This is a genomic window from Streptomyces niger (genome assembly GCF_000718305.1).
Taxonomy (GTDB): Bacteria; Actinomycetota; Actinomycetes; order Streptomycetales; family Streptomycetaceae; genus Streptomyces; species Streptomyces niger.
The window spans coordinates 108,009-131,381 of sequence record NZ_JOFQ01000005.1; the positions used below are offsets into that span (position 1 = coordinate 108,009).

General features: G+C 71.5%; 17 protein-coding genes. 4 read left to right on the forward strand and 13 right to left on the reverse strand.

The features are described 5' to 3' along the window. Positions 1-15: 15 nt before the first annotated feature. Entirely contained in the window at positions 16-1,125 is a 1,110-nt protein-coding gene (locus tag IF20_RS11455) for a branched-chain amino acid aminotransferase (protein ID WP_052864996.1), read from the reverse strand. A 275-nt stretch (positions 1,126-1,400) separates the two neighbouring features. Beyond that, entirely contained in the window at positions 1,401-2,441 is a 1,041-nt protein-coding gene (locus IF20_RS11460; protein WP_052864997.1) for a 3-isopropylmalate dehydrogenase, read from the reverse strand. Between the two features lie 128 nt (positions 2,442-2,569). Here IF20_RS11460 and IF20_RS11465 point away from each other — a divergent pair, with 128 nt between their 5' ends. Then, positions 2,570-4,189, forward strand: coding sequence for a purple acid phosphatase family protein (locus IF20_RS11465; RefSeq protein ID WP_052864998.1), 1,620 nt, complete (start codon positions 2,570-2,572; stop codon positions 4,187-4,189). Between the two features lie 33 nt (positions 4,190-4,222). Here IF20_RS11465 and IF20_RS11470 read toward each other — a convergent pair whose 3' ends face one another. Both IF20_RS11470 and IF20_RS11475 read right to left on the reverse strand, forming a co-directional pair. Further along, positions 4,223-5,263, reverse strand: a complete 1,041-nt coding sequence (locus IF20_RS11470) for an NAD(P)-dependent alcohol dehydrogenase (protein WP_052865187.1) — start codon at positions 5,261-5,263, stop codon at positions 4,223-4,225. Positions 5,264-5,271: 8 nt separating this feature from the next. Beyond that, the gene (locus IF20_RS11475; protein ID WP_052864999.1) at positions 5,272-5,919 is read right to left on the reverse strand and encodes a TetR/AcrR family transcriptional regulator; all 648 of its coding nucleotides are present in this window, start codon (positions 5,917-5,919) and stop codon (positions 5,272-5,274) included. A gap of 373 nt (positions 5,920-6,292) precedes the next feature. Here IF20_RS11475 and IF20_RS39090 point away from each other — a divergent pair, with 373 nt between their 5' ends. Beyond that, positions 6,293-6,430, forward strand: coding sequence for a hypothetical protein (locus IF20_RS39090; RefSeq protein ID WP_199896558.1), 138 nt, complete (start codon positions 6,293-6,295; stop codon positions 6,428-6,430). Positions 6,431-6,528: 98 nt separating this feature from the next. Here the strand turns inward: IF20_RS39090 and pruA are convergent, their stop codons facing one another. After that, positions 6,529-8,160, reverse strand: coding sequence for an L-glutamate gamma-semialdehyde dehydrogenase (gene pruA / locus IF20_RS11480; RefSeq protein ID WP_052865000.1), 1,632 nt, complete (start codon positions 8,158-8,160; stop codon positions 6,529-6,531). A gap of 68 nt (positions 8,161-8,228) precedes the next feature. After that, positions 8,229-9,155: a proline dehydrogenase family protein gene (locus IF20_RS11485; protein ID WP_052865001.1), complete on the reverse strand. Its 927-nt coding sequence runs from the start codon at positions 9,153-9,155 to the stop codon at positions 8,229-8,231. Between the two features lie 202 nt (positions 9,156-9,357). On the opposite strand from IF20_RS11485, the gene IF20_RS11490 reads away from it, so the two are divergent. Both IF20_RS11490 and IF20_RS11495 read left to right on the forward strand, forming a co-directional pair. Further along, entirely contained in the window at positions 9,358-10,620 is a 1,263-nt protein-coding gene (locus IF20_RS11490) for a PucR family transcriptional regulator (RefSeq protein ID WP_052865002.1), read from the forward strand. Positions 10,621-10,770: 150 nt separating this feature from the next. After that, a complete protein-coding gene (locus IF20_RS11495) occupies positions 10,771-12,456 on the forward strand; it encodes a purine-cytosine permease family protein (RefSeq protein ID WP_052865003.1) in 1,686 nt (561 codons plus the stop codon). An 85-nt stretch (positions 12,457-12,541) separates the two neighbouring features. On the opposite strand, the gene IF20_RS11500 is transcribed toward IF20_RS11495, so the two are convergent. From IF20_RS11500 to IF20_RS11530, 7 genes are all read right to left on the reverse strand, one after another. Then, positions 12,542-13,564 carry a PRC and DUF2382 domain-containing protein gene (locus tag IF20_RS11500; protein WP_110944071.1) on the reverse strand — a complete coding sequence of 341 codons (1,023 nt, stop codon included), beginning with the start codon at positions 13,562-13,564 and terminating at the stop codon, positions 12,542-12,544. A 215-nt stretch (positions 13,565-13,779) separates the two neighbouring features. Continuing rightward, positions 13,780-14,163, reverse strand: a complete 384-nt coding sequence (locus IF20_RS11505; RefSeq protein ID WP_052865004.1) for a VOC family protein — start codon at positions 14,161-14,163, stop codon at positions 13,780-13,782. A 384-nt stretch (positions 14,164-14,547) separates the two neighbouring features. Continuing rightward, positions 14,548-16,149 carry a phosphoglycerate dehydrogenase gene (gene serA, locus IF20_RS11510; protein WP_052865005.1) on the reverse strand — a complete coding sequence of 534 codons (1,602 nt, stop codon included), beginning with the start codon at positions 16,147-16,149 and terminating at the stop codon, positions 14,548-14,550. A 248-nt stretch (positions 16,150-16,397) separates the two neighbouring features. Then, positions 16,398-17,396, reverse strand: a complete 999-nt coding sequence (gene ilvC / locus IF20_RS11515) for a ketol-acid reductoisomerase (protein WP_052865006.1) — start codon at positions 17,394-17,396, stop codon at positions 16,398-16,400. Between the two features lie 144 nt (positions 17,397-17,540). Then, positions 17,541-18,065: an acetolactate synthase small subunit gene (gene ilvN, locus IF20_RS11520; RefSeq protein ID WP_052865007.1), complete on the reverse strand. Its 525-nt coding sequence runs from the start codon at positions 18,063-18,065 to the stop codon at positions 17,541-17,543. Between the two features lie 31 nt (positions 18,066-18,096). Continuing rightward, entirely contained in the window at positions 18,097-19,950 is a 1,854-nt protein-coding gene (locus tag IF20_RS11525; protein WP_052865008.1) for an acetolactate synthase large subunit, read from the reverse strand. Between the two features lie 207 nt (positions 19,951-20,157). Further along, positions 20,158-23,148: a putative bifunctional diguanylate cyclase/phosphodiesterase gene (locus IF20_RS11530; protein WP_052865009.1), complete on the reverse strand. Its 2,991-nt coding sequence runs from the start codon at positions 23,146-23,148 to the stop codon at positions 20,158-20,160. Between the last annotated feature and the right edge of the window lie 225 nt (positions 23,149-23,373).

Consider the following 23,373-nt stretch of genomic DNA (forward strand, 5'->3'; position numbering starts at 1 on the left):
CAGCGGTGGCGGGGCTCAGCCCAGGGGGTGCATCCAGCCGTGGGTGTCCTCGGACGTGCCGCGCTGGATGTTCAGCAGCGTCTCGCGGAGCTTCATGGTGACCTCGCCGGGCTCGCCGCCGCTCTGCTGCCACTCGGCGCCGGCGCGCTTCACGGTGCCGACGGGCGTGATGACCGCGGCGGTGCCGCAGGCGAACACCTCGGTGAGCGTGCCGTTCTCGGTGTCGGCCTGCCACTGGTCGATGGAGACGCGCGCCTCCTCCGCCTCGTAGCCCAGGTCGCGGGCGACGGTGAGGAGGGAGTCACGGGTGACCCCCGCGAGGAGCGAGCCGGTCAGCGTCGGGGTGACGATCTTCGGCCGGCCGTCCTTGCCGCCGTTCCCGTAGACGAAGTACAGGTTCATGCCGCCCAGTTCCTCGACCCACTTGTGCTCCACGGCGTCGAGGTAGGCGACCTGGTCGCAGCCCTTCTCGGCGGCCTCGGCCTGGGCGAGCAGGGACGCGGCGTAGTTGCCGCCGGTCTTGGCGTCGCCCATGCCGCCGGGGACGGCGCGCACCCGGTCCTCGGACAGCCAGATGGAGACGGGCTTCACGCCGCCGGGGAAGTAGGCGCCGGCGGGCGAGGCGATCACGAGGAAGAGGTACTCGTTGGCGGGCTTCACGCCGAGGCCGACCTCGGCGGCGAACATGAACGGGCGCAGGTAGAGCGACTCCTCGCCGCCGTGCGCCGGGACCCAGTCCTTGTCCTGCTCGACCAGCGCGTCGCAGGCGGCGAGGAAGGTCTCGACGGGCAGCTCGGGCATGCCCAGGCGGCGCGCGGAGCGCTGGAAGCGCTGGGCGTTGGCCTCGGGGCGGAAGGTGGCCACGGAGCCGTCGGGCCGGCGGTACGCCTTCAGGCCCTCGAAGATCGTCTGGGCGTAGTGCAGCGTCATGTTCGCCGGGTCGATCGAGAGCGGCGCGTACGGGACGAGCTGCGCGTCGTGCCAGCCGCGGCCCTCGGTCCACCGGATCGTCACCATGTGGTCGGTGAAGTGCCGGCCGAAGCCGGGGCTGGCCAGGATCTTCTCGCGCTCCGCTGCGGGCAGCGGGTGCGCGGACGGCTTGAGCTCGATCGTGGGCGTCGTCATGAGTGCGTGTCCTTCACCGGTGAGGTTGTGGCGGCCGCGCTCACGACGTCCTGTCGGTACGTGGACGTCCGAGTTCCCTCCCGTTACGCGGTCCCGCGTCCGATTATCGCTCGCATGGGACCGCGGAGAGGAAGGAGGTGACGTAATGCTCAAGCGCGACCTGGGGTCGATGGTCGCACCCAACCGCCGAGTAGCCCAGCGGCCGGGGCCTTATCAGGCATGCCGCTGGGCTACGGGGCTCGGACAGCTTCAGCTGTCGCGTCGGAGCAGCGGCGTCAGCCCGCTACCCGTCCGGCGAGCGCGTCGCCGATCTCGTCGGTGGTGCGGGCCGTGCCCTCGCGGGCCTCCAGGTCCGCGGCGACGGCCTCCTCGATGCGGCCGGCCTCGGCGTCGTAGCCCAGGTGCCGCAGGAGGAGCGCGACGGAGAGGATGGTCGCCGTCGGGTCCGCCTTGCCGGTGCCCGCGATGTCCGGGGCCGAGCCGTGGACGGGCTCGAACATGGACGGGAAGGCGCCGGAGGGGTTGATGTTGCCGGAGGCGGCCAGGCCGATACCGCCGGTCACGGCGGCGGCGAGGTCGGTGAGGATGTCACCGAAGAGGTTGTCGGTGACGATGACGTCGAACCGCTCCGGCTGCGTGACGAAGAAGATCGTCGCGGCGTCGACGTGCAGGTAGTCGGTGGTGACCTCGGGGTACTCCTCGCCGACCTGGTCGAAGATGTTCTTCCACATGTGGCCGGCGTGGACCAGGACGTTGTTCTTGTGGACCAGCGTCAGCTTCTTGCGCGGGCGGGCCTGGGCACGCTCGTACGCGTCGCGGACGACCCGCTCGACACCGTACGCCGTGTTCAGGCTCACCTCGGTGGCGACCTCGTGGGGCGTGCCGGTGCGCAGGCTGCCGCCGTTGCCGGTGTACGGGCCCTCGGTGCCCTCGCGGACGACGATGAAGTCGATGTCGGGACGGCCGGCCAGCGGGGTGCTGGTGTTCGGGAACAGCTTCGACGGGCGCAGGTTCACGAAGTGGTCGAACGCGAAGCGGAGCTTCAGCAGCAGGCCGCGCTCCAGGACGCCGGAGGGCACGGACGGGTCGCCGATCGCGCCGAGCAGGATGGCGTCGTGCTGCTTGAGCGACTCCATCTCGGCGTCCGGCAGCGTCTCGCCGGTCGCGTGCCATCGCTTGGCGCCCAGGTCGTACTCCTGGGTTTCCAGCTTCACGTCCTGCGGGAGGACGGCCGAGAGGACCTTGAGGCCCTGGGCCACGACTTCCTGGCCGATACCGTCACCGGGGATCACTGCGAGGCGAATGCTGCGAGACATGCCTGGACCCTACTCTTCGTCCCAGGGGCTGACACCCACCGTCCGACATACGGACACATGGTGAGCCGTACAGCTGAGGTTAACCGGGAGTACGTCATCCGGTTCCGGAGCGATGGGACGTTTCCAGCATGGCTTCCCGTGAGACCCCCACCTCCCCCGACATCCCCCGCTTCGGCATCCCGGAGCGGATCGCCGCCCGCATGTCCATGGCCGAGCAGCACGAGTACCTGCGGGCCAAGCTCACCCGGCGCGGACTGCTGCGCACCTCGGCCGCCGGCGCGGGGATCGTCGCGGGCAGCGGCCTGCTCGGCTCCACCGCGGCGTGCGCGGCGCCGCGGTCCACGACGCTGCTCTCCGCGCCCGCCACGGCCACCGTGGACGGCTCGCTGGTGGCGCCGTTCGGCCGCCACCTGCAGTTCGGTGCCGACCCCAAGACGCAGATGCGGGTCTCCTGGCAGGTGCCGTTCGCGGTGCGGCGGCCGTACCTGCGGGTGGGGCTGAAGCCGTGGGACCTCAGCCGCAAGATCGAGGCGGAGGTGCGCGACCTGCACACCCCGGCGCTCACGAAGAAGCTGCCGGCCGTCGACCAGTACTACCTGCACGCCGCGCTGGACGGCCTCAAGCCGGGCACGACGTACTACTACGGCGTCGGCCACGACGGCTTCGACCCGGCCGACGCGCGCCACTTCTCCACCGTCGGCACGTTCCGTACGGCTCCCGCCCGGCCGGAGAAGTTCGTCTTCACCGCCTTCGGCGACCAGGGCGTCAGCTACGACGCGCTCGCCAACGACCAGCTGATCCTGGGCCAGAACCCCTCCTTCCACCTGCACGCGGGCGACATCTGCTACGCCGACCCGGACGGCCAGGGCTCGGAGGAGGACACCTACGACGCGCGGGTGTGGGACCAGTTCCTGGCCCAGACCGAGACGGTCGCCAAGTCCGTGCCGTGGATGGTGACGACCGGAAACCACGACATGGAGGCCTGGTACTCCCCCGACGGCTACGGCGGCCAGCTGGCCCGCTGGTCGCTGCCGGAGAACGGCCCGGACCCCCGGCACGCGCCCGGCGTGTACTCCTTCACCTACGGCAACGTCGGCGTGGTCGCGCTGGACGCCAACGACGTCAGCTACGAGATCACCGCGAACACCGGCTACACGAACGGCAAGCAGACCCGCTGGCTGGACCGGCGCCTCGGCGAACTGCGCGGCCGGAGCGACATCGACTTCCTCGTGGTCTTCTTCCACCACTGCGCCTTCTCCACGACCGTCTCGCACGCCTCGGACGGCGGCGTCCGGGACGCCTGGCTGCCGCTCTTCGAGAAGCACGGCGTGGACCTGGTCATCAACGGCCACAACCACATCTACGAGCGCACCGACGCGATCAAGGGCACCGACGTCTCCCGCAAGGTGCCGGTCGGCGGCAGCGTGGACTCGGCCCGCGAGGGCATCGTGTACGTCACGGCGGGCGGCGCGGGCAAGGCGCTGTACAAGTTCCCCGTGCCGGACAGCTACGAGGGGCGCGTGAAGGACCTGGACGAGGTCGAGACGTACCACTGGGTCAAGGGCGGCGGGAAGAACACCGACAAGGTGGCGTGGTCGCGGGTGCGCTACACCGGCTTCTCCTTCCTCGCGGTGGAGGTGGAGACCGGCCACCGCCCCCGGATGAAGGTCACCGCGCTCGCCGAGACGGGCGAGCGGATCGACCACTTCGAGGTCACGCGGTCCGCCGCCGCCCCGGCGAAGGGGTGACCGGGGCGGGCTGCCGGGCCGGCGGCCGGCGGTTCAGCCGTTCGGCAGGATCACGGCCCGGCCGTTGACCTGCCCCCGGTGCAGCCGCTCGTAGGCCAGCGGCGCGTCGTCGATGGCGTACGTCTCGACGTGCACGTCGAGCGCGCCGGCCCGGGCCAGCTCCAGGACCTCGGCCAGCTCGGCGCGGCTGCCCCAGTACGGCGCGGCCACCGACACCTCGTACGCCGAGGTGCCGAAGCCGACCGGCAGCGCGCCGCCGCCGAGGCCGACGATCGTCACGTCCGCCTCGACCGCCGCCACCGCGCCCGCGGTGGTGACGGTGGGCGGCGCGCCGACGAAGTCCAGGACGAGCTGGGCGCCGAGGCCGCCGGTCAGCTCGCGGACCGTCGCCGCGGCGTCCGCGTCGGAGAGCACCGTCTCGTGCGCCCCGACCTCACGGGCCAGCGCCAGCTTCTCCTCGCCGACGTCCAGCGCGATCACCCGGGCCGGGCTCAGGGCGCGCAGCAGCTGGACGGCGACGTGGCCGAGGCCGCCGGCGCCGATGACGACGGCGGTGGAGCCGGGCACCAGCTTCGGCAGCGAGCGCTTGATCGCGTGGTACGGGGTGAGGCCCGCGTCGGTGAGCGGCACGGCCCGCACGGGGTCCAGGCCGCCGAGCGGCAGCAGGTGGCGGGCGTCGTCGACGAGCAGGTACTCGGCGAGCGCGCCGGGGGCGCCCAGGCCCGGCGGGCGGATGCCGAGTTCGGGGGCGCGCAGGCAGTAGTTCTCCTTGCCCTCGGCGCACTTGGCGCAGGAGCCGCAGCCCCACGGTCCGTACACGGCGACCTGGTCGCCCTCGGCGAAGCCGGTGACGCCCGCGCCGAGCGCCGCGACCGTGCCGGCGCCTTCGTGGCCGAGGGTGAGCGGCAGCGGGAAGGGCAGCCGGCCCGCCGGCCACTGCATGACCGAGAAGTCGGAGTGGCAGACGCCGGCGGCGGTCACCCGCAGCAGGACCTGGCCGGGTCCCGGCGTGGGGACGGGCACCTCGACGACCTCGGGCGCGGCGCCCACGGTGCGGTACTGGACGGCCTTCATGGTGGCCTTCACGGCGAACCTCCTCGTTCTGCGGCTCGTGCTGCGGCTCGTTCTGCGGTGAGCGCCGCGAATGCCTCATCGACCAGGCGCGGCAGCGCCCCCGTGTCCCCGCCGCGCACCCAGGCGGTCTGCGCGGCGATCAGGGCCCCGGCGCACGCGCCCACCAGGACGGCGGGGCGCAGGTCGGTGTCCGGGTCGGTGCCGAGCCGGTCGGCGAGGATGCGGACGGCGTCCTCCTGGGCGTCCACCCGGGTGTGCTGGAGGGCGGCGAAGAGCGTCGGCTCCTGCTCGGCGAGGCGCAGCAGGTCGAACACCCGCGGTCGGCGGTGCCAGGCGGGGGCGTCCGGGTCGGCGAGCCAGTCCCGTACGGCCCGGTGGTAGGCGGTCAGCGGCGGTTCACCGGCGGGCCGGGCGCGCAGCGCGCGGTTGATCCGGTCGGCGTCGGCGCGGAGGCAGTCCACGACGGCGCTCTCCTTGCCGGTGAAGTGACGGCTGAAGGTGCGGCGGGTGACGTCGGCGCGCGCGGCGATCTCCTCGACGGTGACGGCGGCGAGACCGCGGTCCAGCGCGAGGGCGAGTGCGGCGGCCGCGAGCCGGTCCCGGGTGCGGCGCGCGGCGCGTGCCTTTCGGTCCGGTTCGGGCGCTTCGCCAGCCATACATGCACCGTACACCCAGATGTGTCCCAATGGGACACATGTCCCACCGGGACACTCGGAAGCGGGTGTGAACCATCCGACACGGCGACTCGGCCGGAGCGGAAAACAGCAGGTCACCAGAGGCGTGGCCGGCGCCGCACGCACGGACCCGTCTCAGATAGTAGGAAGCCCAAGTAATTGTGCAGACAGCACCGTCCCACTGTCCTAACTTTGTAGAAGCCGAACGTCTCGCTTCATCCAGCGATGGCGGCTCAGGCCCGGCGCGCACGCACAGGCGACCCCTGGCGCGACCCGGCCCCGCCCGCTCCGGCGTCGCATTCCGCCTTCTTGGCATCTCGGGGATCGAGCTGACGATCTAAGGAGAGACGTGGACATGGCCGACACCGCTGCCCCCGCCCGTAGGATCCGCCACCGCGTGCGGACGTCCGGCGAGACCGACCGCAGGAACGCCGCCGCCGCACTCCAGCGCGCGCTGGACCGCCGCGACAACGGCGGCGTGACCGGGCACTGACCCGGCCGCCGACATGAGACCGCCCCCGGCCCCGCAGCCTGTGCTGCGGGGCCGGGGGCGGAGTCCGTGTGGCCCGGGGGCCGCGGCTGCCCGGGGCGTCAGCCCATGTGCGGGTAGCGGTAGTCCGTCGGGGCGACCATCGTCTCCTTGATGGACCGCGGCGACATCCAGCGCAGCAGGTTGAACTTCGAACCCGCCTTGTCGTTGGTGCCGGAGGCGCGGCCGCCGCCGAAGGGCTGCTGGCCGACGATCGAGCCGGTCGGGCGGTCGTTGACGTAGAAGTTGCCGGCCGCGAAGCGCAGCTTCTCCGACACCGCGGCGACGACCTCGCGGTCCTTGGCGATCACGGCGCCGGTCAGCGCGTACGCCGAGGCCGACTCCATCTGCTCGACGGTGGCGTCGAAGTCGGCGTCCTCGTAGACGTGGACGGCGATGATCGGGCCGAAGTACTCGGTCTTGAAGACCTCGTTCTCCGGGTCGGAGCAGGCGATGACGGTCGGGCGGACGAAGTAGCCCACCGAGTCGTCGTACGTGCCGCCCGCGACGATCTCGCAGGCCGGGTCCGCCTTGGCGCGGTCGATGGCGGCCTTGCTCTTGGCGAAGGACCGGTCGTCGATGACGGCGCCGATGAAGTTCGACAGGTCGGTCACGTCACCCATGGCCAGCGACTCGACCTCGGCGACCAGGTCGTCCTTGAAGCCGTTCTCCCAGGTGGAGCGGGCGATGTAGGCACGCGAGGCGGCCGAGCACTTCTGACCCTGGTACTCGAAGGCGCCCCGGGTGATGGCGGTCTTCAGCAGCGCCGGGTCGGCGGTGGGGTGCGCGACGATGAAGTCCTTGCCGCCGGTCTCGCCGACCAGCCGCGGGTAGGAGCGGTACTTCTCGATGTTCTGGCCGACCTCCTTCCACAGGTACTGGAAGGTCTTGGTCGAGCCGGTGAAGTGCACGCCGGCCAGCTCCGGGTGCGGCAGGGCGACCTCGGAGACGTCCTTGCCGTCGCCGGTGACCAGGTTGATGACGCCCTTGGGCAGTCCGGCCTCCTCCAGCAGCTCCATGAGCAGCACGGCGGAGTGGGTCTGGGTCGGGGACGGCTTCCAGACCACCACGTTGCCCATCAGGGCCGGGGCGGTGGGCAGGTTGCCGGCGATCGCGGTGAAGTTGAACGGCGTGATCGCGTAGACGAAGCCCTCCAGCGGACGGTGGTCCAGCCGGTTCCACACGCCGTTGGGCTGCACCAGCGGCTGCTCCTGGAGCAGCTCACGCGCGAAGTGCACGTTGAAGCGCCAGAAGTCCACCAGCTCGCACGGCGCGTCGATCTCGGCCTGCTGGGCGGTCTTGGACTGGCCCAGCATGGTCGAGGCGGCGATGGTCTCGCGCCACGGGCCGGACAGCAGGTCGGCGGCCTTCAGCAGGATCGCCGCACGGTCGTCGAAGGACATCGCGCGCCAGGCCGGGGCCGCGGCGAGCGCCGCATCGATGGCCTCCTGCGCGTCGGCCTTGGTGGCATTCGCGTACGTACCCAGCACGGCCTTGTGGTTGTGCGGCTGCACGACGTCGAAGCGCTCACCGCCGCCCATCCGCTTCTCCCCGTTGATCGTCATGGGGAGGTCGATGGGGTTCTCGGCGAGCTCCTTGAGCTTCGCCTCCAGGCGGGCGCGCTCCGGGGAGCCGGGGGCGTAGCCGTGCACCGGCTCGTTGTACGGGGCGGGGACGTGGGTCACAGCGTCCATGGCGGCCGTGTCTCCTTCTGTCGGGTGCGGGTGCGAAGTCTGTACGGGGCCGGGTTCGGCCCCCGGGGTCAGCTGCGGGTGAGCAGCGAACGGGCGAAGAACGCGAGGTTCGCGGGACGCTCGGCGAGCCGGCGCATGAAGTAGCCGTACCAGTCGGTGCCGTAGGCGACGTAGACGCGCATGCGGTGGCCCTCCGCGGCGAGCCTGCGGTGCTCGTCGTCCCGGATGCCGTAGAGCATCTGGAACTCGTAGTCCTCGTTCTTGCGGCCGGCGCGGAAGGCGAGGTCCTGGGCGATGGCGACCATGCGCGGGTCGTGCGACCCGATCATCGGGTAGCCCTCGCCCGCCATCAGGATCTTCAGGCAGCGGACGTACGCCTTGTCCACCTCGGCCTTGTCCTGGTACGCGACGGTGGCGGGCTCCTTGTACGCGCCCTTCACCAGCCGCACTCGCGAGCCTTCCCCGGCCAGCGCGCGGCAGTCGTCCTCGGTACGGAAGAGGTAGGACTGCAGCACCGCGCCGGTCTGCGGGAAGCGTTCCCGCAGCTCAGCGAGGATCGCGAGGGTGGAGTCCACGGTGGTGTGGTCCTCCATGTCCAGGGTGACCGTCGTGCCGATCGCGGCGGCGGCCTCGACGACCGGGGTGACGTTCTTCAGGGCCAGCTCGTGGCCGCCGGGCAGGGCCTGCCCGAAGGCGGAGAGCTTGACCGACATCTCGGCCCGGGTGCCCAGGCCGAGCGGCTTGAGGCCCTCCACCAGCTCCAGGTAGGCGTCGCGGTTGCGGAGCGCCTGCGCGGGGTCGGTGATGTCCTCGCCCAGCACGTCCAGGGTGACCTCCAGGCCGGCGTCGGCCAGGGAGCGGACGGCGGGGACGGTGTCGCCCAGGTTCTCGCCCGCGATGAAGCGGTCGACGACGGGGCGGGTGACCGGCGCGGCCGAGACGAGACGGCGCATTTTGTCGCTGCGCGCTGCGGCGAGGATCACGGGACCCAGCACGGGGCACCTCCACGGTTCACGGATGACGTATGCCGAGCGAGCAAGGCGCGCCGGCAGGACGAGCCACCAGAAACGTAAGTTTCACGGTACGTCGGTAGCCATCGACAGCTGTCACGCCTTCGTGTCCGGGATCTCAGACAGATGTATGAGAATGTGCCGTGACACCTGACGCAGAGGTGACCGGAGAGGAGCCGGACGGCGCATGCCAGGGGACTACGAGCAGCTGGTGGACGAGATCTCGGCGGCGCTCGGCGCGCCCGCGACGCTGGAGGACCGCGACTTCCGGCTGATCGCGTTCGGCGCGCATGAGGGCGACGACGACTCGATGATGGACCCGGTGCGGACCCGGTCGATCCTGCAACGCCGGTCCACGGCCGCCGTCCGCGCCTGGTTCGAGGGGTTCGGCATCGCGCGCGCCACATCCGCGCTGCGTATCCCTCCCGACCCGGCCGCCGGGGTCTTCAAGGGCCGCATCTGCCTGCCGGTACGCCACCGCGGCATCGTGCACGGTTACGTCTGGCTGCTGGACGACGGGCACCTCAGCAACCTGGAGCTGGGAGGCCGCTCCACGCCGCCCGACCCGCGCATCGAGCAGGCGATGGAGACCGCCGCGCGGATCGGCGCGCTGCTGGCCGCCGAGGCCCGGGCAGGCGCCGAACTGGGCGATCTGCTGAGGGAGTTGCTGCTGAGCGGGGCGCAGGACCGGCAGGCCGCCGCGGCGGCGCTGCACGGCGCGCTGCGGCCCGGCGCGACCGAGGCACCGCTCGCGGTGGTCGCCGTGACGCCCTGGGACACCTCCGACACCGACGCGGCTCCGCTGCCCGGCCTGCCGGGACTGCTCGCCGCGAGCGCGATGCCGCTGGAGGCGGCCGGGACGGCGGGGGCGGACGGGACGAGGAGCGCGGCCGGGCGCCCCGGCGGGCCGCCCGGCGCACGGTCCCGACCTGGGACGTCCGGGCACACCCTCGCCGCGCTCGTACGCCTGCGGACGGCCGGCGGACTCGCGCCCGCGCACTCCGCCGCCGAGCACCTGCTGCGCTCCCCGCGGGCCGGCGGCGGGGCCGCCGCCGGCATCGGGACCGCCCGCGAGGAGCTGCCCGACCTGCCCCGCGCCTGGCACGAGGCGCTGGCCGCCGCCCGCGCAGCGCATGCCGAGCCGCGGTTGGGTCCGGTCGCGCAGTGGGACGCCATCGGCGCGTACCGCATGCTGACCGGCCTGCCGGCCGGCGTCTCCGACGAAACGATTCGCCCGCTGCTCTCCCCCCACCACGCCGAACTGGCCCGCACCGTCGAGGAGTTCCTGGACTGCGCGGGCCAGGCGAGCCGCACCGCCCAGGCGCTCGGCATCCACCGCCAGACGCTCTACTACCGGCTGGGCCGGGTGGAGAAACTCACCGGCCTGGACCTCGACGAGGGCGCCGACCGGCTGCTCCTCCACATGGCGCTGAAGACGGCGCGGCTGTAGAGGGGTTGACGGCGGGCAGGGCCGGGGCCGGCGGGTGGCATACGTTCCCGACACGGTCCCGCCCATCGGCGCATCTTCCGTAACACCGGGAAACCTCCGCGACATCGCGCGAGCGGATGCAGGTAACACGCGCTTCCTAGGGTCCCCACCATGGACACAGGGCTGGACACAGGGCTGCACCCCGAGGCGGACACCGCGCCGGCCGCGCCGCGCACCGGCCGGCCGGACACCGACCAGGCGGCGAAGGAGACGCTGGAGGACTACACCCTCCGCTTCGCGCCGCGCAGTTACCGCCGCTGGACGCCGATGGTCGTGGCGACCACCGCGCTGGGCGGCATCGCCTACCTCGCCGACTTTTCCATCGGCGCGGGCATCGGCCTCGCCCACGGCACCGGCAACGCGCTGGCCGCGATCCTGGTCGCCGCCGTCGTCATCTTCGTGACCGGCTTCCCCCTCGCGTACTACGGCGCCCGCTACAACATCGACCTGGACCTGATCACCCGCGGCTCCGGCTTCGGGTACTACGGCTCGGTCCTGACCAGCGTCATCTTCGCCAGCTTCACCTTCATCTTCTTCGCCACCGAGGGCTCGATCATGGCGCAGGGGCTGAGGCTCGGCCTCGGCCTGCCGCTCTGGCTGGGCTACCTGGTCTCCACCCTCCTGGTGATTCCGCTGGTCGTGTACGGCATGAAGGCGCTCAGCAAGCTCCAGGTGTGGACGACGCCGGTCTGGCTGCTGCTGATGGTCGGGCCGCTGGTGTACCTGGTCGCGACCGACCCCGGTACCGTGCGGCACTTCCTCGCGTATCCGGGGACGGCCGGCGACGGCGGCCTGAACCCCGCCTCCGTGCTGCTCGGCGCGGGCGTCTGCCTGTCGCTGATCGCGCAGATCGGCGAGCAGATCGACTACCTGCGCTTCATGCCGCCGAAGACGCCGGAGAACCGGCGCACCTGGTGGACCGCGGTGATCATGGCGGGACCCGGCTGGGTGGTGCTGGGCGCGCTGAAGCAGGCCGCCGGCATCTTCCTCGCCGTGTACGCCCTCGCCGAGGTGGCCCCGGCGGCCGCCGCCGAGCCGATCCAGCAGTTCAAGGGCGCCTTCCAGGCGATGCTGCCGCCATGGCTCGTGCTGCCGCTCGCCGTGGTGCTGGTCGTGATCAGCCAGATCAAGATCAACGTCACCAATGCCTACTCCGGCTCGCTGGCTTGGACGAACTCCGTCACCCGCGTCACCCGGCGCTACCCGGGCCGGATGGTCTTCGTCCTGGCCAACCTGGGCATCGCGCTGATCCTGATGGAGGCCGACATGTTCAGCTTCCTGAGCGCCGTCCTCGGCTTCTACTCGAACTGCGCCATCGCCTGGATCGTCACCGTCGCCACCGACATCATGGTCAACAAGTACCTGCTGAAGCTCTCCCCGCACGCCCCCGAGTTCCGCCGCGGCATGCTGTACGCGGTGAACCCCGTCGGCGTGGTGGCCTTCACCGCCGCCTCCGGACTGTCGATCGCGATGTACTTCCACGCCCTCGGCGACACGCTCCAGCCGTACTCCCCGGTCGCCGCCGCGCTGCTCGCCTTCGTCCTCACCCCGCTGATGGCCGTGGCCACCAAGGGCCGGTACTACCTGCGGCGGACCGACGACGGGATCGCCGAACCCCCGCTGGACGCGGACGGCAACCCGAGCGCCGCCACGTACGCCTGCCACGTCTGCCGACAGGAGTTCGAACGCCCCGACGTGGCGGCCTGCCGGGCCCACGACGCGGTGATCTGCTCCCTGTGCCTGAGCACCGACCGCACCGGCGCGCACGTCCTGCCCGCGGCACCCCGGAGCGCCTGAACCCGCGCGCACAGAGCGACGCCTGTCCGAGCCGAGCCGGACAGGCGTCGCGCAGTGGTGCGGCGAGCGGAGAACCGCCCCTGGGTCACCAGGCGTGCCCGGTGCCCTCCTCGCCGGTTTCCTTGGTCCCCTTCATTCCCTTCATGCCCTTCATGCCCTTGCGCCCGGTCCGGTCGCCGGGGCCCGTACGGCCGGTGTCACCGGTCGTGCCGTCGTCGAACTCCAGCTGCTCACGGCGGACCTCGGTCGACACCTCCTGCTGCTCGGTGACCCGGTCGGTCTCCAGGCGTACCCGCTCGTAGGGCACCGTCTCCTTGCGGATCACGGCCTCCTCGCGGTGCAGGGTGATGTCGTAGTCACCGTCCTCCAGCTGCGCGGGCTTGGTGCCGCGGCTGCGCCGGGCCTCCTCTTCGGAGATCGGTGTGCGGGTGAGACGGGCCTCTTCGTGAGCGATCGGCACGGTCTGGCTCACGTTCTCGGTCACCACGTGCTTCCGCAGGTGCGCGTGGCCGCTCTCGTGCTCCTCGACACCGAACTGGGCCCGCTCCTCCGAGAGCGTCATCTCGGGATTCTGCTCCTTACGGGAGCGGTCCGCGTCCGTCGGACCGCCACGCGACATGGCCATCTGACCGGCGCCCGCGCCGGCCAGCGGCCGGTCGGCCTCGGGGCGGGTGTGCTGACCGGCCGTCCCGGCCGCGCCCGCGGTGCCCATGCCGCCCGCGGCAGCTGCGGTACCCATACCTCCGGCCTGCCCCGTGCCCGTGTCGCGGCCCATGCCGCCCCGGCCCGACCGGGTCAGACCGTAGTGCCGGTACAGCCGCTCCTCCTCCGACGGATCCAGGTGGCCGTCGGCGTTCATGCGCGGAGCGTCCTTGATCTGGTCCTTGGTGTGCGGAACCCGGAGCGTGTCGTCCGCCCGCGTACACCCGGCCAGCGGGACGAAGGTCTCCTTCGTACCGAACAACCCGGTGTGCACCGTGATCCACTCCGGCTCATTGGTGGCGTCGTCCCGGTAGACCTGCTGGACAGTGCCGACCTTGGCGCCGTCGGCGTCGATCACGCTCAGCCCGGCCAGGTCATGAGGGGTGTCACCCAGAGGTGCATTCATGGCGTCTCTCCTTTCGCGCGCGCCTGCAGGAGAGGCACGCACCACTCCCATTGCGCACCTCCTGGAGCCGCGCAGCGAGTCGGGAGCACGAGAGCCCGGCGCCGGCTACCGCTCCGTACCGGCCCCGAAGCCGCTCATGAGGGCGGAGCGCGGCACCGGCCGGCACGACGCCCCACCCCCCGGCACTACTCCATTCGGGTGAACACCCTCGTGGCTCAGCTTCCGCTGCCGTACGGGCGGGTGAGCAGTTCCATGTAATGGCCGTCCGGGTCCTCGAAGTACACGCCGCGGCCGCCGTCGTTGGTGTTGATCTCGTTGGGGCGGGTGCGGTGCGGGTCGGCCCAGTACGTGAGGCCCAGCTCCTTGATCCGGTCGAACCCGCGGGTGAACTCGTCCTCGCTGACCAGGAACGCGTAGTGCTGCGGAGTGATCTCGCCGCTGTCCTGAGCGAAGTCGAGGGTGACGCCGTTGGCGGTCGCCACCGGCAGGAACGGGCCGAACTCGGGCTGCACCTGGAGCCCGAGGATGTCCGCGAGGAACTCCGCCGACCGCTTGCGGTCGCTGGCGTGAATGATCGTGTGGTTCAGCTCAACTGCCATGACGTGCCTCCCTGTTGGCCGCTGTTGGCCCCTTGGTCCGCCTTGGTCCCTGTTGAGCCTAGGCGTCCGGCGGGCCGCTGCCATCGTCCGTTGGGCGGAGGGGGGTGGGGGGCGGGTCCTAGGTCCTCCGGCCCCTGGCAGAGCACCTGGCAGGGCCCCTCCCTCTCCCCAACCGGGGGGGGAAGACCCCCGACCGGGAGAAAGAATCCCAACCCGGCGAAAGCCCCCCGCGGCAAAGACCCCCTCCCCCGCCTCCACCGCGCATACCGCGAAGTTAGCGCGGCCCGCCGTCTCGCGGGGGGCCCTGTGGACAACCACCGAACGCGTCGAGGGGCCCGGACGGAGAACGATCCGTCCGGGCCCCTCGTACGGGAAGCCGGGCCGTCAGTCGACCAGGTTGACCGTGCGCGCCGAGGTGGCACCGATCTCGTCGGCGATCTCGCCGAGGACCGGGGCCGCGATCGTGTCGTCGACGGTCAGCGCGACCAGCGCCTCGCCGCCGACATCGGCGCGGGAGACCTGCATGCCGGCGATGTTGATGCCGGCCTCGCCCAGGATCCGGCCGAGCGTGCCGACCACGCCGGGGCGGTCGCTGTAGCGCAGGAACGCCATGTGGTCGGCGAGCGCCAGGTCGATGCTGTGGTCGTTGACCGAGACGATCTTCTGCTGGTTCTTGTGACCGGCCAGCGTGCCGGATACGGAGATCTCCTCGCCGCCGGAGAGGGTGCCGCGCACGGTGACGACGTTGCGGTGCTCGGGCGACTCGCTGCTGGTGGTGAGGCGGACCTCGACGCCGCGCTCCTGCGCGAACAGCGGGGCGTTGACGTAGGAGACCGTCTCGTCGACGACGTCCTCGAAGACGCCCTTGAGCGCGGAGAGCTCCAGCACCTTCACGTCGTGCTGGGTGATCTCGCCGTACACCTCGACGTCCAGGCGGACCGCGACCTCGCCCGCGAGCGCGGTGAAGATCCGGCCCAGCTTCTCGGCCAGCGGCAGACCCGGCTTCACGTCCTCGGCGATCACGCCGCCCTGGACGTTGACCGCGTCCGGGACCAGCTCGCCGGCGAGCGCCAGGCGCACCGAGCGGGCCACCGCGATACCGGCCTTCTCCTGCGCCTCACCGGTCGAGGCACCCAGGTGCGGGGTGCACACGACCTGGTCGAACTCGAAGAGCGGGGAGTCGGTGCAGGGCTCGGAGGCGTAGACGTCCAGGCCGGCGCCGGCGACCCGGCCCTCCTTGAGCGCCGCGGCGAGCGCGGGCTCGTCCACGATGCCGCCGCGGGCCGCGTTGACGATGCGGACGGACGGCTTGACCTTGTGCAGCGCCTCGTCGCCGATGAGGCCGACGGTCTCCGGGGTCTTGGGGAGGTGGACCGTGATGAAGTCCGAGACCTCCAGCAGCTCGTCCAGGGTCAGCAGCTTGACGCCCATCTGGGCCGCGCGGGCGGGCTGGACGTACGGGTCGTACGCGACGACCTTCATGCCGAAGGCGGACATCCGCTGGGCGACCAGGACGCCGATGCGGCCGAGGCCGACCACGCCGAGGGTCTTCTCCGCCAGCTCCACGCCGGTGTACTTGCTGCGCTTCCACTCGCCGTTCTTCAGCGCGGCGTTCGCCTGCGGGATGTTCCGCGCGGTGGCGACCAGCAGGCCGCAGGCCAGCTCGGCGGCGGTGACGATGTTGGAGGTCGGGGCGTTCACGACCATCACGCCGGCCTTGGTGGCGGCGGAGACGTCGACGTTGTCCAGACCCACGCCGGCGCGGGCGACGACCTTGAGCTTCTTCGCGGCGGCGATCGCCTCGGCGTCGACCTTGGTCGCGGAGCGCACCAGGATCGCGTCGACGTCGGCGATGGCGGGAATCAGCTCGGCGCGGTCCGCGCCGTTGCAGTGCCGGATCTCGAAGTCCGGACCGAGCGCATCGACGGTCGCGGGCGAGAGCTCTTCGGCGATGAGTACGACGGGTTTGGCGGAGGCAGTGCTCACGTGGTCTTCAGTCCTCACTTAGTCCTTCGCGGACGGCCGTCCCGACGGCCGAAGGCGGTGAAGGGGGCAGCCGCGTGGAAGACGCACGACGTTGTGAGCCTGACGCGCTTGTGGTCAGCAGTGTAGTGGCGTTTCAGGGCTCCTCCTTCGCCGGAGCGGAAGGATCACCCGTGCGTGGTTCTACGCAGTGGACAAGGCGATGGCGCGAGGGGCCGTACCGGTGCGGTACGGCCCCTCGGCCCGGTGGCTTACGCCTCCTCGTCCACCCAGCTCATGAGGCCACGCAGCTTCTTGCCGGTGGTCTCCAGGAGGTGGTCGGCGTCGGCCTTCTTGTACTCGTTGTACTTCGGCAGACCGGCCTCGTACTCGGCCATCCAGTTGTTGGCGAAGGTGCCGTCCTGGATCTCCGCGAGGACCTTCTTCATCTCGGCCTTGGTCGCGTCGTTCACGATGCGCGGGCCGGTGACGTAGTCGCCCCACTCGGCGGTCTCGGAGATGGACCAGCGCATCTTCTCCAGGCCGCCCTCGTACATGAGGTCCACGATGAGCTTCAGCTCGTGGAGGCACTCGAAGTACGCGATCTCGGGCTGGTAGCCCGCCTCGACCAGGGTTTCGAAGCCGGCCTTGACGAGCGCGGCGGTGCCGCCGCAGAGCACGGCCTGCTCGCCGAACAGGTCGGTCTCGGTCTCCTCGGTGAAGGTCGTCTTGATGACGCCCGCGCGGGTGCCGCCGATGCCCTTGGCGTAGGACAGGGCCAGCGCGAAGGCGTTGCCGGAGGCGTCCTGCTCGACGGCCGCGATGCACGGCACGCCGCGGCCCTCCTCGTACTGGCGGCGGACCAGGTGGCCCGGGCCCTTCGGGGCGACCATGCAGACGTCGACGTTGGACGGGGGCTTGATGAAGCCGTAGCGGATGTTCAGGCCGTGCCCGAAGAACAGCGCGTCGCCGTCCTTCAGGTTGTCCTTCACGTGCTCGTCGTAGACCTTGGCCTGGATCGGGTCCGGCACCAGGATCATGATGACGTCGGCCTCGGCGGCCGCCTCGGAGGGGCTCACCACGCGCAGGCCCTGCTCCTCGGCCTTCGCCTTGGACTTGGAGCCCTCGTGCAGGCCGACGCGCACGTCGACGCCCGAGTCGCGCAGCGACAGCGCGTGGGCGTGGCCCTGGCTGCCGTAGCCGAGAACCGCGACCTTACGGCCCTGGATGATGGACAGGTCGGCGTCGTCGTCGTAGAACAGCTCGGCCACTTCGGGTATCTCCTTGGTACTAGCTGGTGCCCACAGACTATGCCGGGGCTCGGGGGTGAAAGTTCAGGGTCTCGCCATGCGGGCAGTGGCCGCGGGCGAGGGGATGCGATCCGGCCGTGCCCCCACGGCCGGGATGCGCGTCGGTCAGGCGGAGCGCTCCAGGGCGCGCAGCGAGCGGTCGGTGATGGACCGGGCGCCGCGCCCTATGGCGATCGTGCCGGACTGCACCAGCTCCTTGATGCCGAAGGGCTCCAGCATCTTGAGCATGGCTTCCAGCTTGTCGGCGCTGCCGGTGGCTTCGATGGTGACGGCCTCCGGCGAGACGTCCACGGTCTTGGCGCGGAAGAGCTGGACGATCTCGACGATCTGCGAGCGCGTCTCGTTGTCCGCGCGGACCTTCACCAGGACCAGTTCGCGGTGAACGGCCGAGGACGGCTCCAGCTCGACGATCTTCAGGACGTTGACCAGCTTGTTCAGCTGCTTGGTGACCTGCTCCAGGGGGAGCGATTCGACATTCACGACAATGGTGATGCGTGAGATGTCGGGGTGCTCCGTGACACCGACGGCGAGTGAGTCGATGTTGAAGCCGCGACGGGAGAACAGCGCGGCGATCCTCGCCAGGATACCCGGCGTGTTCTCCACCAGGACGGAGAGCGTGTGCTTGGTCATGGGCTCGGTCTCTTCTCTTCTGTCCTGGCCGTCAGTCTTCTTCGGTGTCGCCGAAGTCGGGGCGCACCCCGCGGGCCGCCATGACCTCGTCGTTGGAGGTGCCGGCGGCGACCATCGGCCAGACCATGGCGTCCTCGTGGACGATGAAGTCCACGACGACGGGGCGGTCGTTGATGGCGTTGGCCTTGGCGATCACGGCGTCCAGCTCGGCCGGGTCCTCGCAGCGCATGGCCACGCAGCCCATGGCCTCGGCCAGCTTCACGAAGTCGGGGCAGCGGGTGCCCAGGTTCGGCTGCTCGGCGGCTTCCGGCCCGGCGTGCAGCACGGTGTTGCTGTAACGCTGGTTGTAGAACAGGGTCTGCCACTGGCGGACCATGCCCAGCGCGCCGTTGTTGATGATCGCGACCTTGATCGGGATGTTGTTCAGCGCGCAGGTGACCAGCTCCTGGTTGGTCATCTGGAAGCAGCCGTCGCCGTCGATCGCCCACACGGGGCGGTCCGGCTGGCCGGCCTTGGCGCCCATCGCGGCCGGGACCGCGTAGCCCATCGTTCCGGCGCCGCCGGAGTTGAGCCAGGTGGCCGGCTTCTCGTAGTCGATGAAGTGGGCGGCCCACATCTGGTGCTGGCCGACGCCGGCCGCGTAGATGGTGTCCTCCGGCGCGAGCTGGCCGATGCGCTGGATGACCTGCTGCGGGGAGAGGCTGCCGTCCTCGGGCAGGTCGTAACCCAGCGGGTAGTGCTCCCGCCAGCGGTTCAGGTCCTTCCACCAGGCGGCGTAGTCGCCGGTGCGGCCGGCCTCGTGCTCGGCCTGGACGGCCACGATCAGGTCGGCGATGACCTCGCGGGCGTCGCCGACGATCGGCACGTCGGCCGCGCGGTTCTTGCCGATCTCGGCCGGGTCGATGTCCGCGTGCACGATCTTGGCGTACGGGGCGAAGCTGTCCAGCTTGCCGGTGACGCGGTCGTCGAAGCGGGCGCCCAGGGCGACGATCAGGTCGGCCTTCTGGAGCGAGGTGACGGCGGCCACCGAGCCGTGCATGCCGGGCATGCCGACGTGCTGCGGGTGGGTGTCGGGGAAGGAGCCCAGGGCCATCAGGGTGGTGGTCACGGGCGCGCCGGTCAGCTCGGCGAGGACCTTCAGCTCGGCCGTGGCGCCGGCCTTCATCACGCCGCCGCCGACGTAGAGCACCGGCCGCTTGGCGGAGGTGATCATGCGGGCCGCTTCGCGGATCTGCTTGGCGTGCGGCTTGGTGACCGGGCGGTAGCCGGGCAGGTCGGTCTGCGGCGGCCAGGAGAAGGTGGTCTTCGCCTGCATGGCGTCCTTGGCGATGTCCACCAGGACCGGGCCGGGGCGGCCGGTGGAGGCGATGTGGAACGCCTCGGCGATCGTCCGGGGGATCTCGGCCGGGTCGGTCACCAGGAAGTTGTGCTTGGTGATCGGCATCGTGATGCCGCAGATGTCCGCCTCCTGGAAGGCGTCCGTGCCGATCGCGGCGGAGGCGACCTGGCCGGTGATCGCGACCAGCGGGACGGAGTCCATGTGGGCGTCGGCGATCGGGGTGACCAGGTTGGTGGCGCCGGGGCCCGAGGTGGCCATGCAGACGCCGACCTTGCCGGTGGCCTGTGCGTAACCCGTGGCGGCGTGTCCCGCGCCCTGCTCATGGCGGACCAGGACGTGCCGGACCTTCTTGGAGTCCATCATCGGGTCGTACGCCGGGAGGATCGCACCGCCGGGAAGACCGAATACGGTGTCGGCCCCGACCTCCTCGAGAGAACGAATGAGGGACTGCGCGCCCGTGACGTGCTCGACGGCGGTGGGCTGCTGCGCCCCGCCGGTACGGGCCCGCGGCTGCGGATGGTGGGCCCCGGAGGCCTGCTCGGTCATCTGCGTCTCTTCTCGGAGGTGAGGGTTTTGATGGGGTTTGGCGGTGCTGGTGCAACAAAAAACCCCTCGTGCCGGTAGGCAAGCGAGGGGAGCGCGTCGGTGCGGTGCGCCGGGTGGTGTCGTGACCCGGCTTCAGCCGACGCGCTGTCCAAGTACGAGAATTCGGGTGCGCATGGCTCCGACCTTCCCCCCGGCGCACCTGGAGTGTCAAGTGGGTGGGACGGAGGTCTCACTATTTGAGCGCAACGGGGGATGGCTGATCGCGTCGGGACCGGCCGGCACCTCCCCCGCGCCGAGCCGCCGGGGCAGTTCTCCGAGGCGTGCGGCGCCGCCCGGCTCCCGGGGTACGGAGGCCCGCCGGGCGACCGGCACGGCGCTGCTCAGCACCATCTCGCGCCCCTCGGGGAGCAGGCCGGGGACGGGGTACGCGCCGATGGTGAGGGCCCGGCGGAGCCGGTGCTCGTCCAGCGGGCCGGAGAACGCCATGCCCTGGCCGTGCGTGCACCCCATGGCGCGCAGCGCGGTGACCTGTTCCGGACGGTCCACGCCGTCGGCGACGGACTGCAGTCCGAGGTCGCCGGCGATCCGCAGCAGCCCCGCGGTGATCTTGTGCAGCCGCGCGGACTCCACGACGCCGTCGACCAGGCCGCGGTCCAGCCGCAGTACGTCGATGGGCAGCCGGCGCAGCGCGCTGATCGCGGCGTATCCGCTGCCGAAGCCGTCGAGCGCGATCCGTACGCCGAGCCTGCGCAGGGCCGCCAGGCGCCGCTCCAGCTCGTCCAGCGGGATCCGCGGGTCGCTGTCGGAGAGTTCCAGCAGGAGGGCCCCGGAGGGCAGCCCGTGCCGCGCGAGTAACGCCTCGATGCTCCGGGGTGGCAGCTTGCGGTCCAGCAGCCGGCGCGCCGAGAGCCGGACGGCGACGCAGACCGGGTGACCCGCGTGGTACCGCCGTGCCGCCTGCTCGACGGCCTCCTCCAGTTGCCAGCGGCCCAGCTCGGCGGTGCGCTCGCCCTCTTCGCCGCCCGGCCGGCCGCGCTCGCCGACCCGCAGGAACTCGGCGGGGGTGAAGAGGATGCCCTGCGCGGAGCGCCAGCGGGCCTGCGCGGCGACCGCCGTGATCCGGCCACTGGCGAGCTCGACCACGGGCTGGTGGAGCAGCGCGAACTCGCCGTCGTGCAGCGCGCTGCGCAGCTTCGTCGCCAGCTCGGAGCGGCGCACCACGTCGGCCTGCATCTGCGGCGCGTACATCTCCACGCGGCCCTTGCCGGCCTGCTTGGCGCGGTACATCGCGAGGTCGGCGTTGCGCAGCAGGGCGGCCGGGGTGACGCCGGGCTCGGCGAAGGCCACGCCGATGCTGGCGGCGACCCGGACCTCCTGGCCGTCGATGCGGTACGGCTCGGACAGCCGGATGCGCAGCCGGTCGGCGATCTCGTGGACGCGGAACTCCCGGGCGGTGAGGTCGCGGCTGCCGTCGCCCATGATGAGCGCGGCGAACTCGTCGCCGCCCAGGCGCGCGGCGATGTCCCCGGCCCGTACGGATTCGGCCAGCCTGCGGGCGGCCTGGACCAGCAGTTCGTCGCCGGCCTGATGGCCGATGGTGTCGTTGACCTGCTTGAAGCCGTCCAGGTCGATGTAGAGCACGGCGGTGTCGTGGTCGGAGGAGCGGCGGCCGCTCACGGCCTGGCTGACCCGTTCGGTGAACAGGGCGCGGTTCGGCAGGTCGGTCAGGGCGTCGTGCGAGGCGTTGTGCTGGAGCTGGGCCTGCAGGCGTACCCGTTCGGTGACGTCGCGGGAGTTGAAGATCAGGCCGCCTTCGTGGCGGTTGACCGTGGACTCTACATTCAGCCATTCCTCGGTGCCGGCGCGGCCGCCGCCGGCGCGGAAGCGGCACTCGATGCGGGTGGTGGGCTCGGTCTCGGGGTCGGCGGCGAGGAACCGCCGTACCTCGTGCACCACGCGGCCGAGGTCCTCGGGGTGGATCAGGGAGGCCAGCTCGGAGCCGACCAGGTCCTCGGCGTCGCGGCCGTAGACGCCGGAGGCGGCGGGGCTGACGTAGCGCAGCACGCCGGTCGGCGCGGCGATCATGATGACGTCGCTGGAGCCCTGCACGAGGGAGCGGAAGTGGTTCTCCTTCTGCGCCAGTTCGCGGGTCAGGGTGATGTTGTCCACGAGCATGATGCCCTGGCGGACGACGAGGGCGAGCACGACCGTGCAGCCGGTGAAGAGCACGACGTGGTCGATGCGGCGGCCGTCCAGGACGTTGAGCAGGATGCCCAGGGTGCAGACGGCGGCGGCCAGGTACGGGGTGAGCGCGGCGAGCGACCCGGCGATCGGAGGGCTGCCGGGCGGCACGGTGGCGCGCCGGGTGGCACGGGTGAAGGCGTCCCCCGCGGAGTCGACGCCGGAGCGCGCGGCGACCCAGGGGGCGTACGCCAGGAGCAGGGAGCCGGCGAACCAGCCGGCATCCAGGATCTGCCCGGAGCGGTAGTGCTCGCGCAGCAGCGGCGAGGTGAACAGCGCGTCGCACAGCACGGTCAGGGCGAGCGCCGCGATGGCGGTGTTGATCGCCGAGCGGTGGGCCGAGGAGCGCTTGAAGTGCAGCGCGAGGACCATGCTCACCAGGACGATGTCCAGCAGCGGGTAGGCGAGCGACAGGGCGCCCTGTGCGACCGACTGCCCCTGGAAGTGGGTGGTGTGGGCGAGGGCCAGGCTCCAGGAGAGCGTGAGCAGCGAGCCGCCGATGAGCCAGGCGTCCAGCGCCAGGCAGACCCAGCCGGCCCGGCTGACGGGCCGCTTGGCGAGCACCAGCAGGCCGACGATGGCCGGCGGCGCGAAGAGCAGGAAGCAGAAGTCGGCGATCGAGGGGCTGGGCACGGGCGCCTGGAGGACGACCTCGTACCACCCCCAGACGCCGTTGCCGATGCCGGCCATCGCGGAGGAGGCGGCGAACAGCAGCCAGGCGGGGCGGAAGCGGCTCTGGTGCTTGCGGGCGTAGAGCACGCACGAGACGGCCGCCGCCAGGGCGGCCGCGCTGAGCCCGAAGTCACCCATGATCAGGGCCAGCTTCTCCGAGCCCCAGCCGAACGCGGCCCCCGTGGCGTAACCGCCGCAGACGACGGCGAGCAGGATCTGCGGGAGACTGCTCCCGGGCGAGCGGGGCCCGGCCGACGGGGCGAGCACGGCACCGGAGGCGGTCACCGGGCTCTCCCCCGGACGTCGCAGCGGCGTGGTCGTGGCGGACACGGGCCGCGCCGCGTCCGTATCGCGGTGGGAACACGCGGAACGCGCGTGTGGTCAGCGGTCCTCGTCTCGGTGGTGCATCGGCCGTTCATCGCCCGTCGCCCCCCTCGGTTCCGGTCGTTCGCTGTGCGCCGCCAGGCCCCGGCGCGGTCCCCGTTCGGGACGATACACCAGTTCCGTCAC

What these genes read in the sequence shown, in the direction of transcription:
- IF20_RS11455 (WP_052864996.1), bottom strand. Translation starts at nt 1,125, where the DNA reads ATGACGACGCCCACGATCGAGCTCAAGCCGTCCGCGCACCCGCTGCCC.
- IF20_RS11460 (WP_052864997.1), bottom strand. Translation starts at nt 2,441, where the DNA reads ATGTCTCGCAGCATTCGCCTCGCAGTGATCCCCGGTGACGGTATCGGC.
- IF20_RS11465 (WP_052864998.1), top strand. Translation starts at nt 2,570, where the DNA reads ATGGCTTCCCGTGAGACCCCCACCTCCCCCGACATCCCCCGCTTCGGC.
- IF20_RS11470 (WP_052865187.1), bottom strand. Translation starts at nt 5,263, where the DNA reads ATGAAGGCCGTCCAGTACCGCACCGTGGGCGCCGCGCCCGAGGTCGTC.
- IF20_RS11475 (WP_052864999.1), bottom strand. Translation starts at nt 5,919, where the DNA reads ATGGCTGGCGAAGCGCCCGAACCGGACCGAAAGGCACGCGCCGCGCGC.
- IF20_RS39090 (WP_199896558.1), top strand. Translation starts at nt 6,293, where the DNA reads ATGGCCGACACCGCTGCCCCCGCCCGTAGGATCCGCCACCGCGTGCGG.
- pruA (WP_052865000.1), bottom strand. Translation starts at nt 8,160, where the DNA reads ATGGACGCTGTGACCCACGTCCCCGCCCCGTACAACGAGCCGGTGCAC.
- IF20_RS11490 (WP_052865002.1), top strand. Translation starts at nt 9,358, where the DNA reads ATGCCAGGGGACTACGAGCAGCTGGTGGACGAGATCTCGGCGGCGCTC.
- IF20_RS11495 (WP_052865003.1), top strand. Translation starts at nt 10,771, where the DNA reads ATGGACACAGGGCTGGACACAGGGCTGCACCCCGAGGCGGACACCGCG.
- IF20_RS11500 (WP_110944071.1), bottom strand. Translation starts at nt 13,564, where the DNA reads ATGAATGCACCTCTGGGTGACACCCCTCATGACCTGGCCGGGCTGAGC.
- IF20_RS11505 (WP_052865004.1), bottom strand. Translation starts at nt 14,163, where the DNA reads ATGGCAGTTGAGCTGAACCACACGATCATTCACGCCAGCGACCGCAAG.
- ilvN (WP_052865007.1), bottom strand. Translation starts at nt 18,065, where the DNA reads ATGACCAAGCACACGCTCTCCGTCCTGGTGGAGAACACGCCGGGTATC.
- IF20_RS11525 (WP_052865008.1), bottom strand. Translation starts at nt 19,950, where the DNA reads ATGACCGAGCAGGCCTCCGGGGCCCACCATCCGCAGCCGCGGGCCCGT.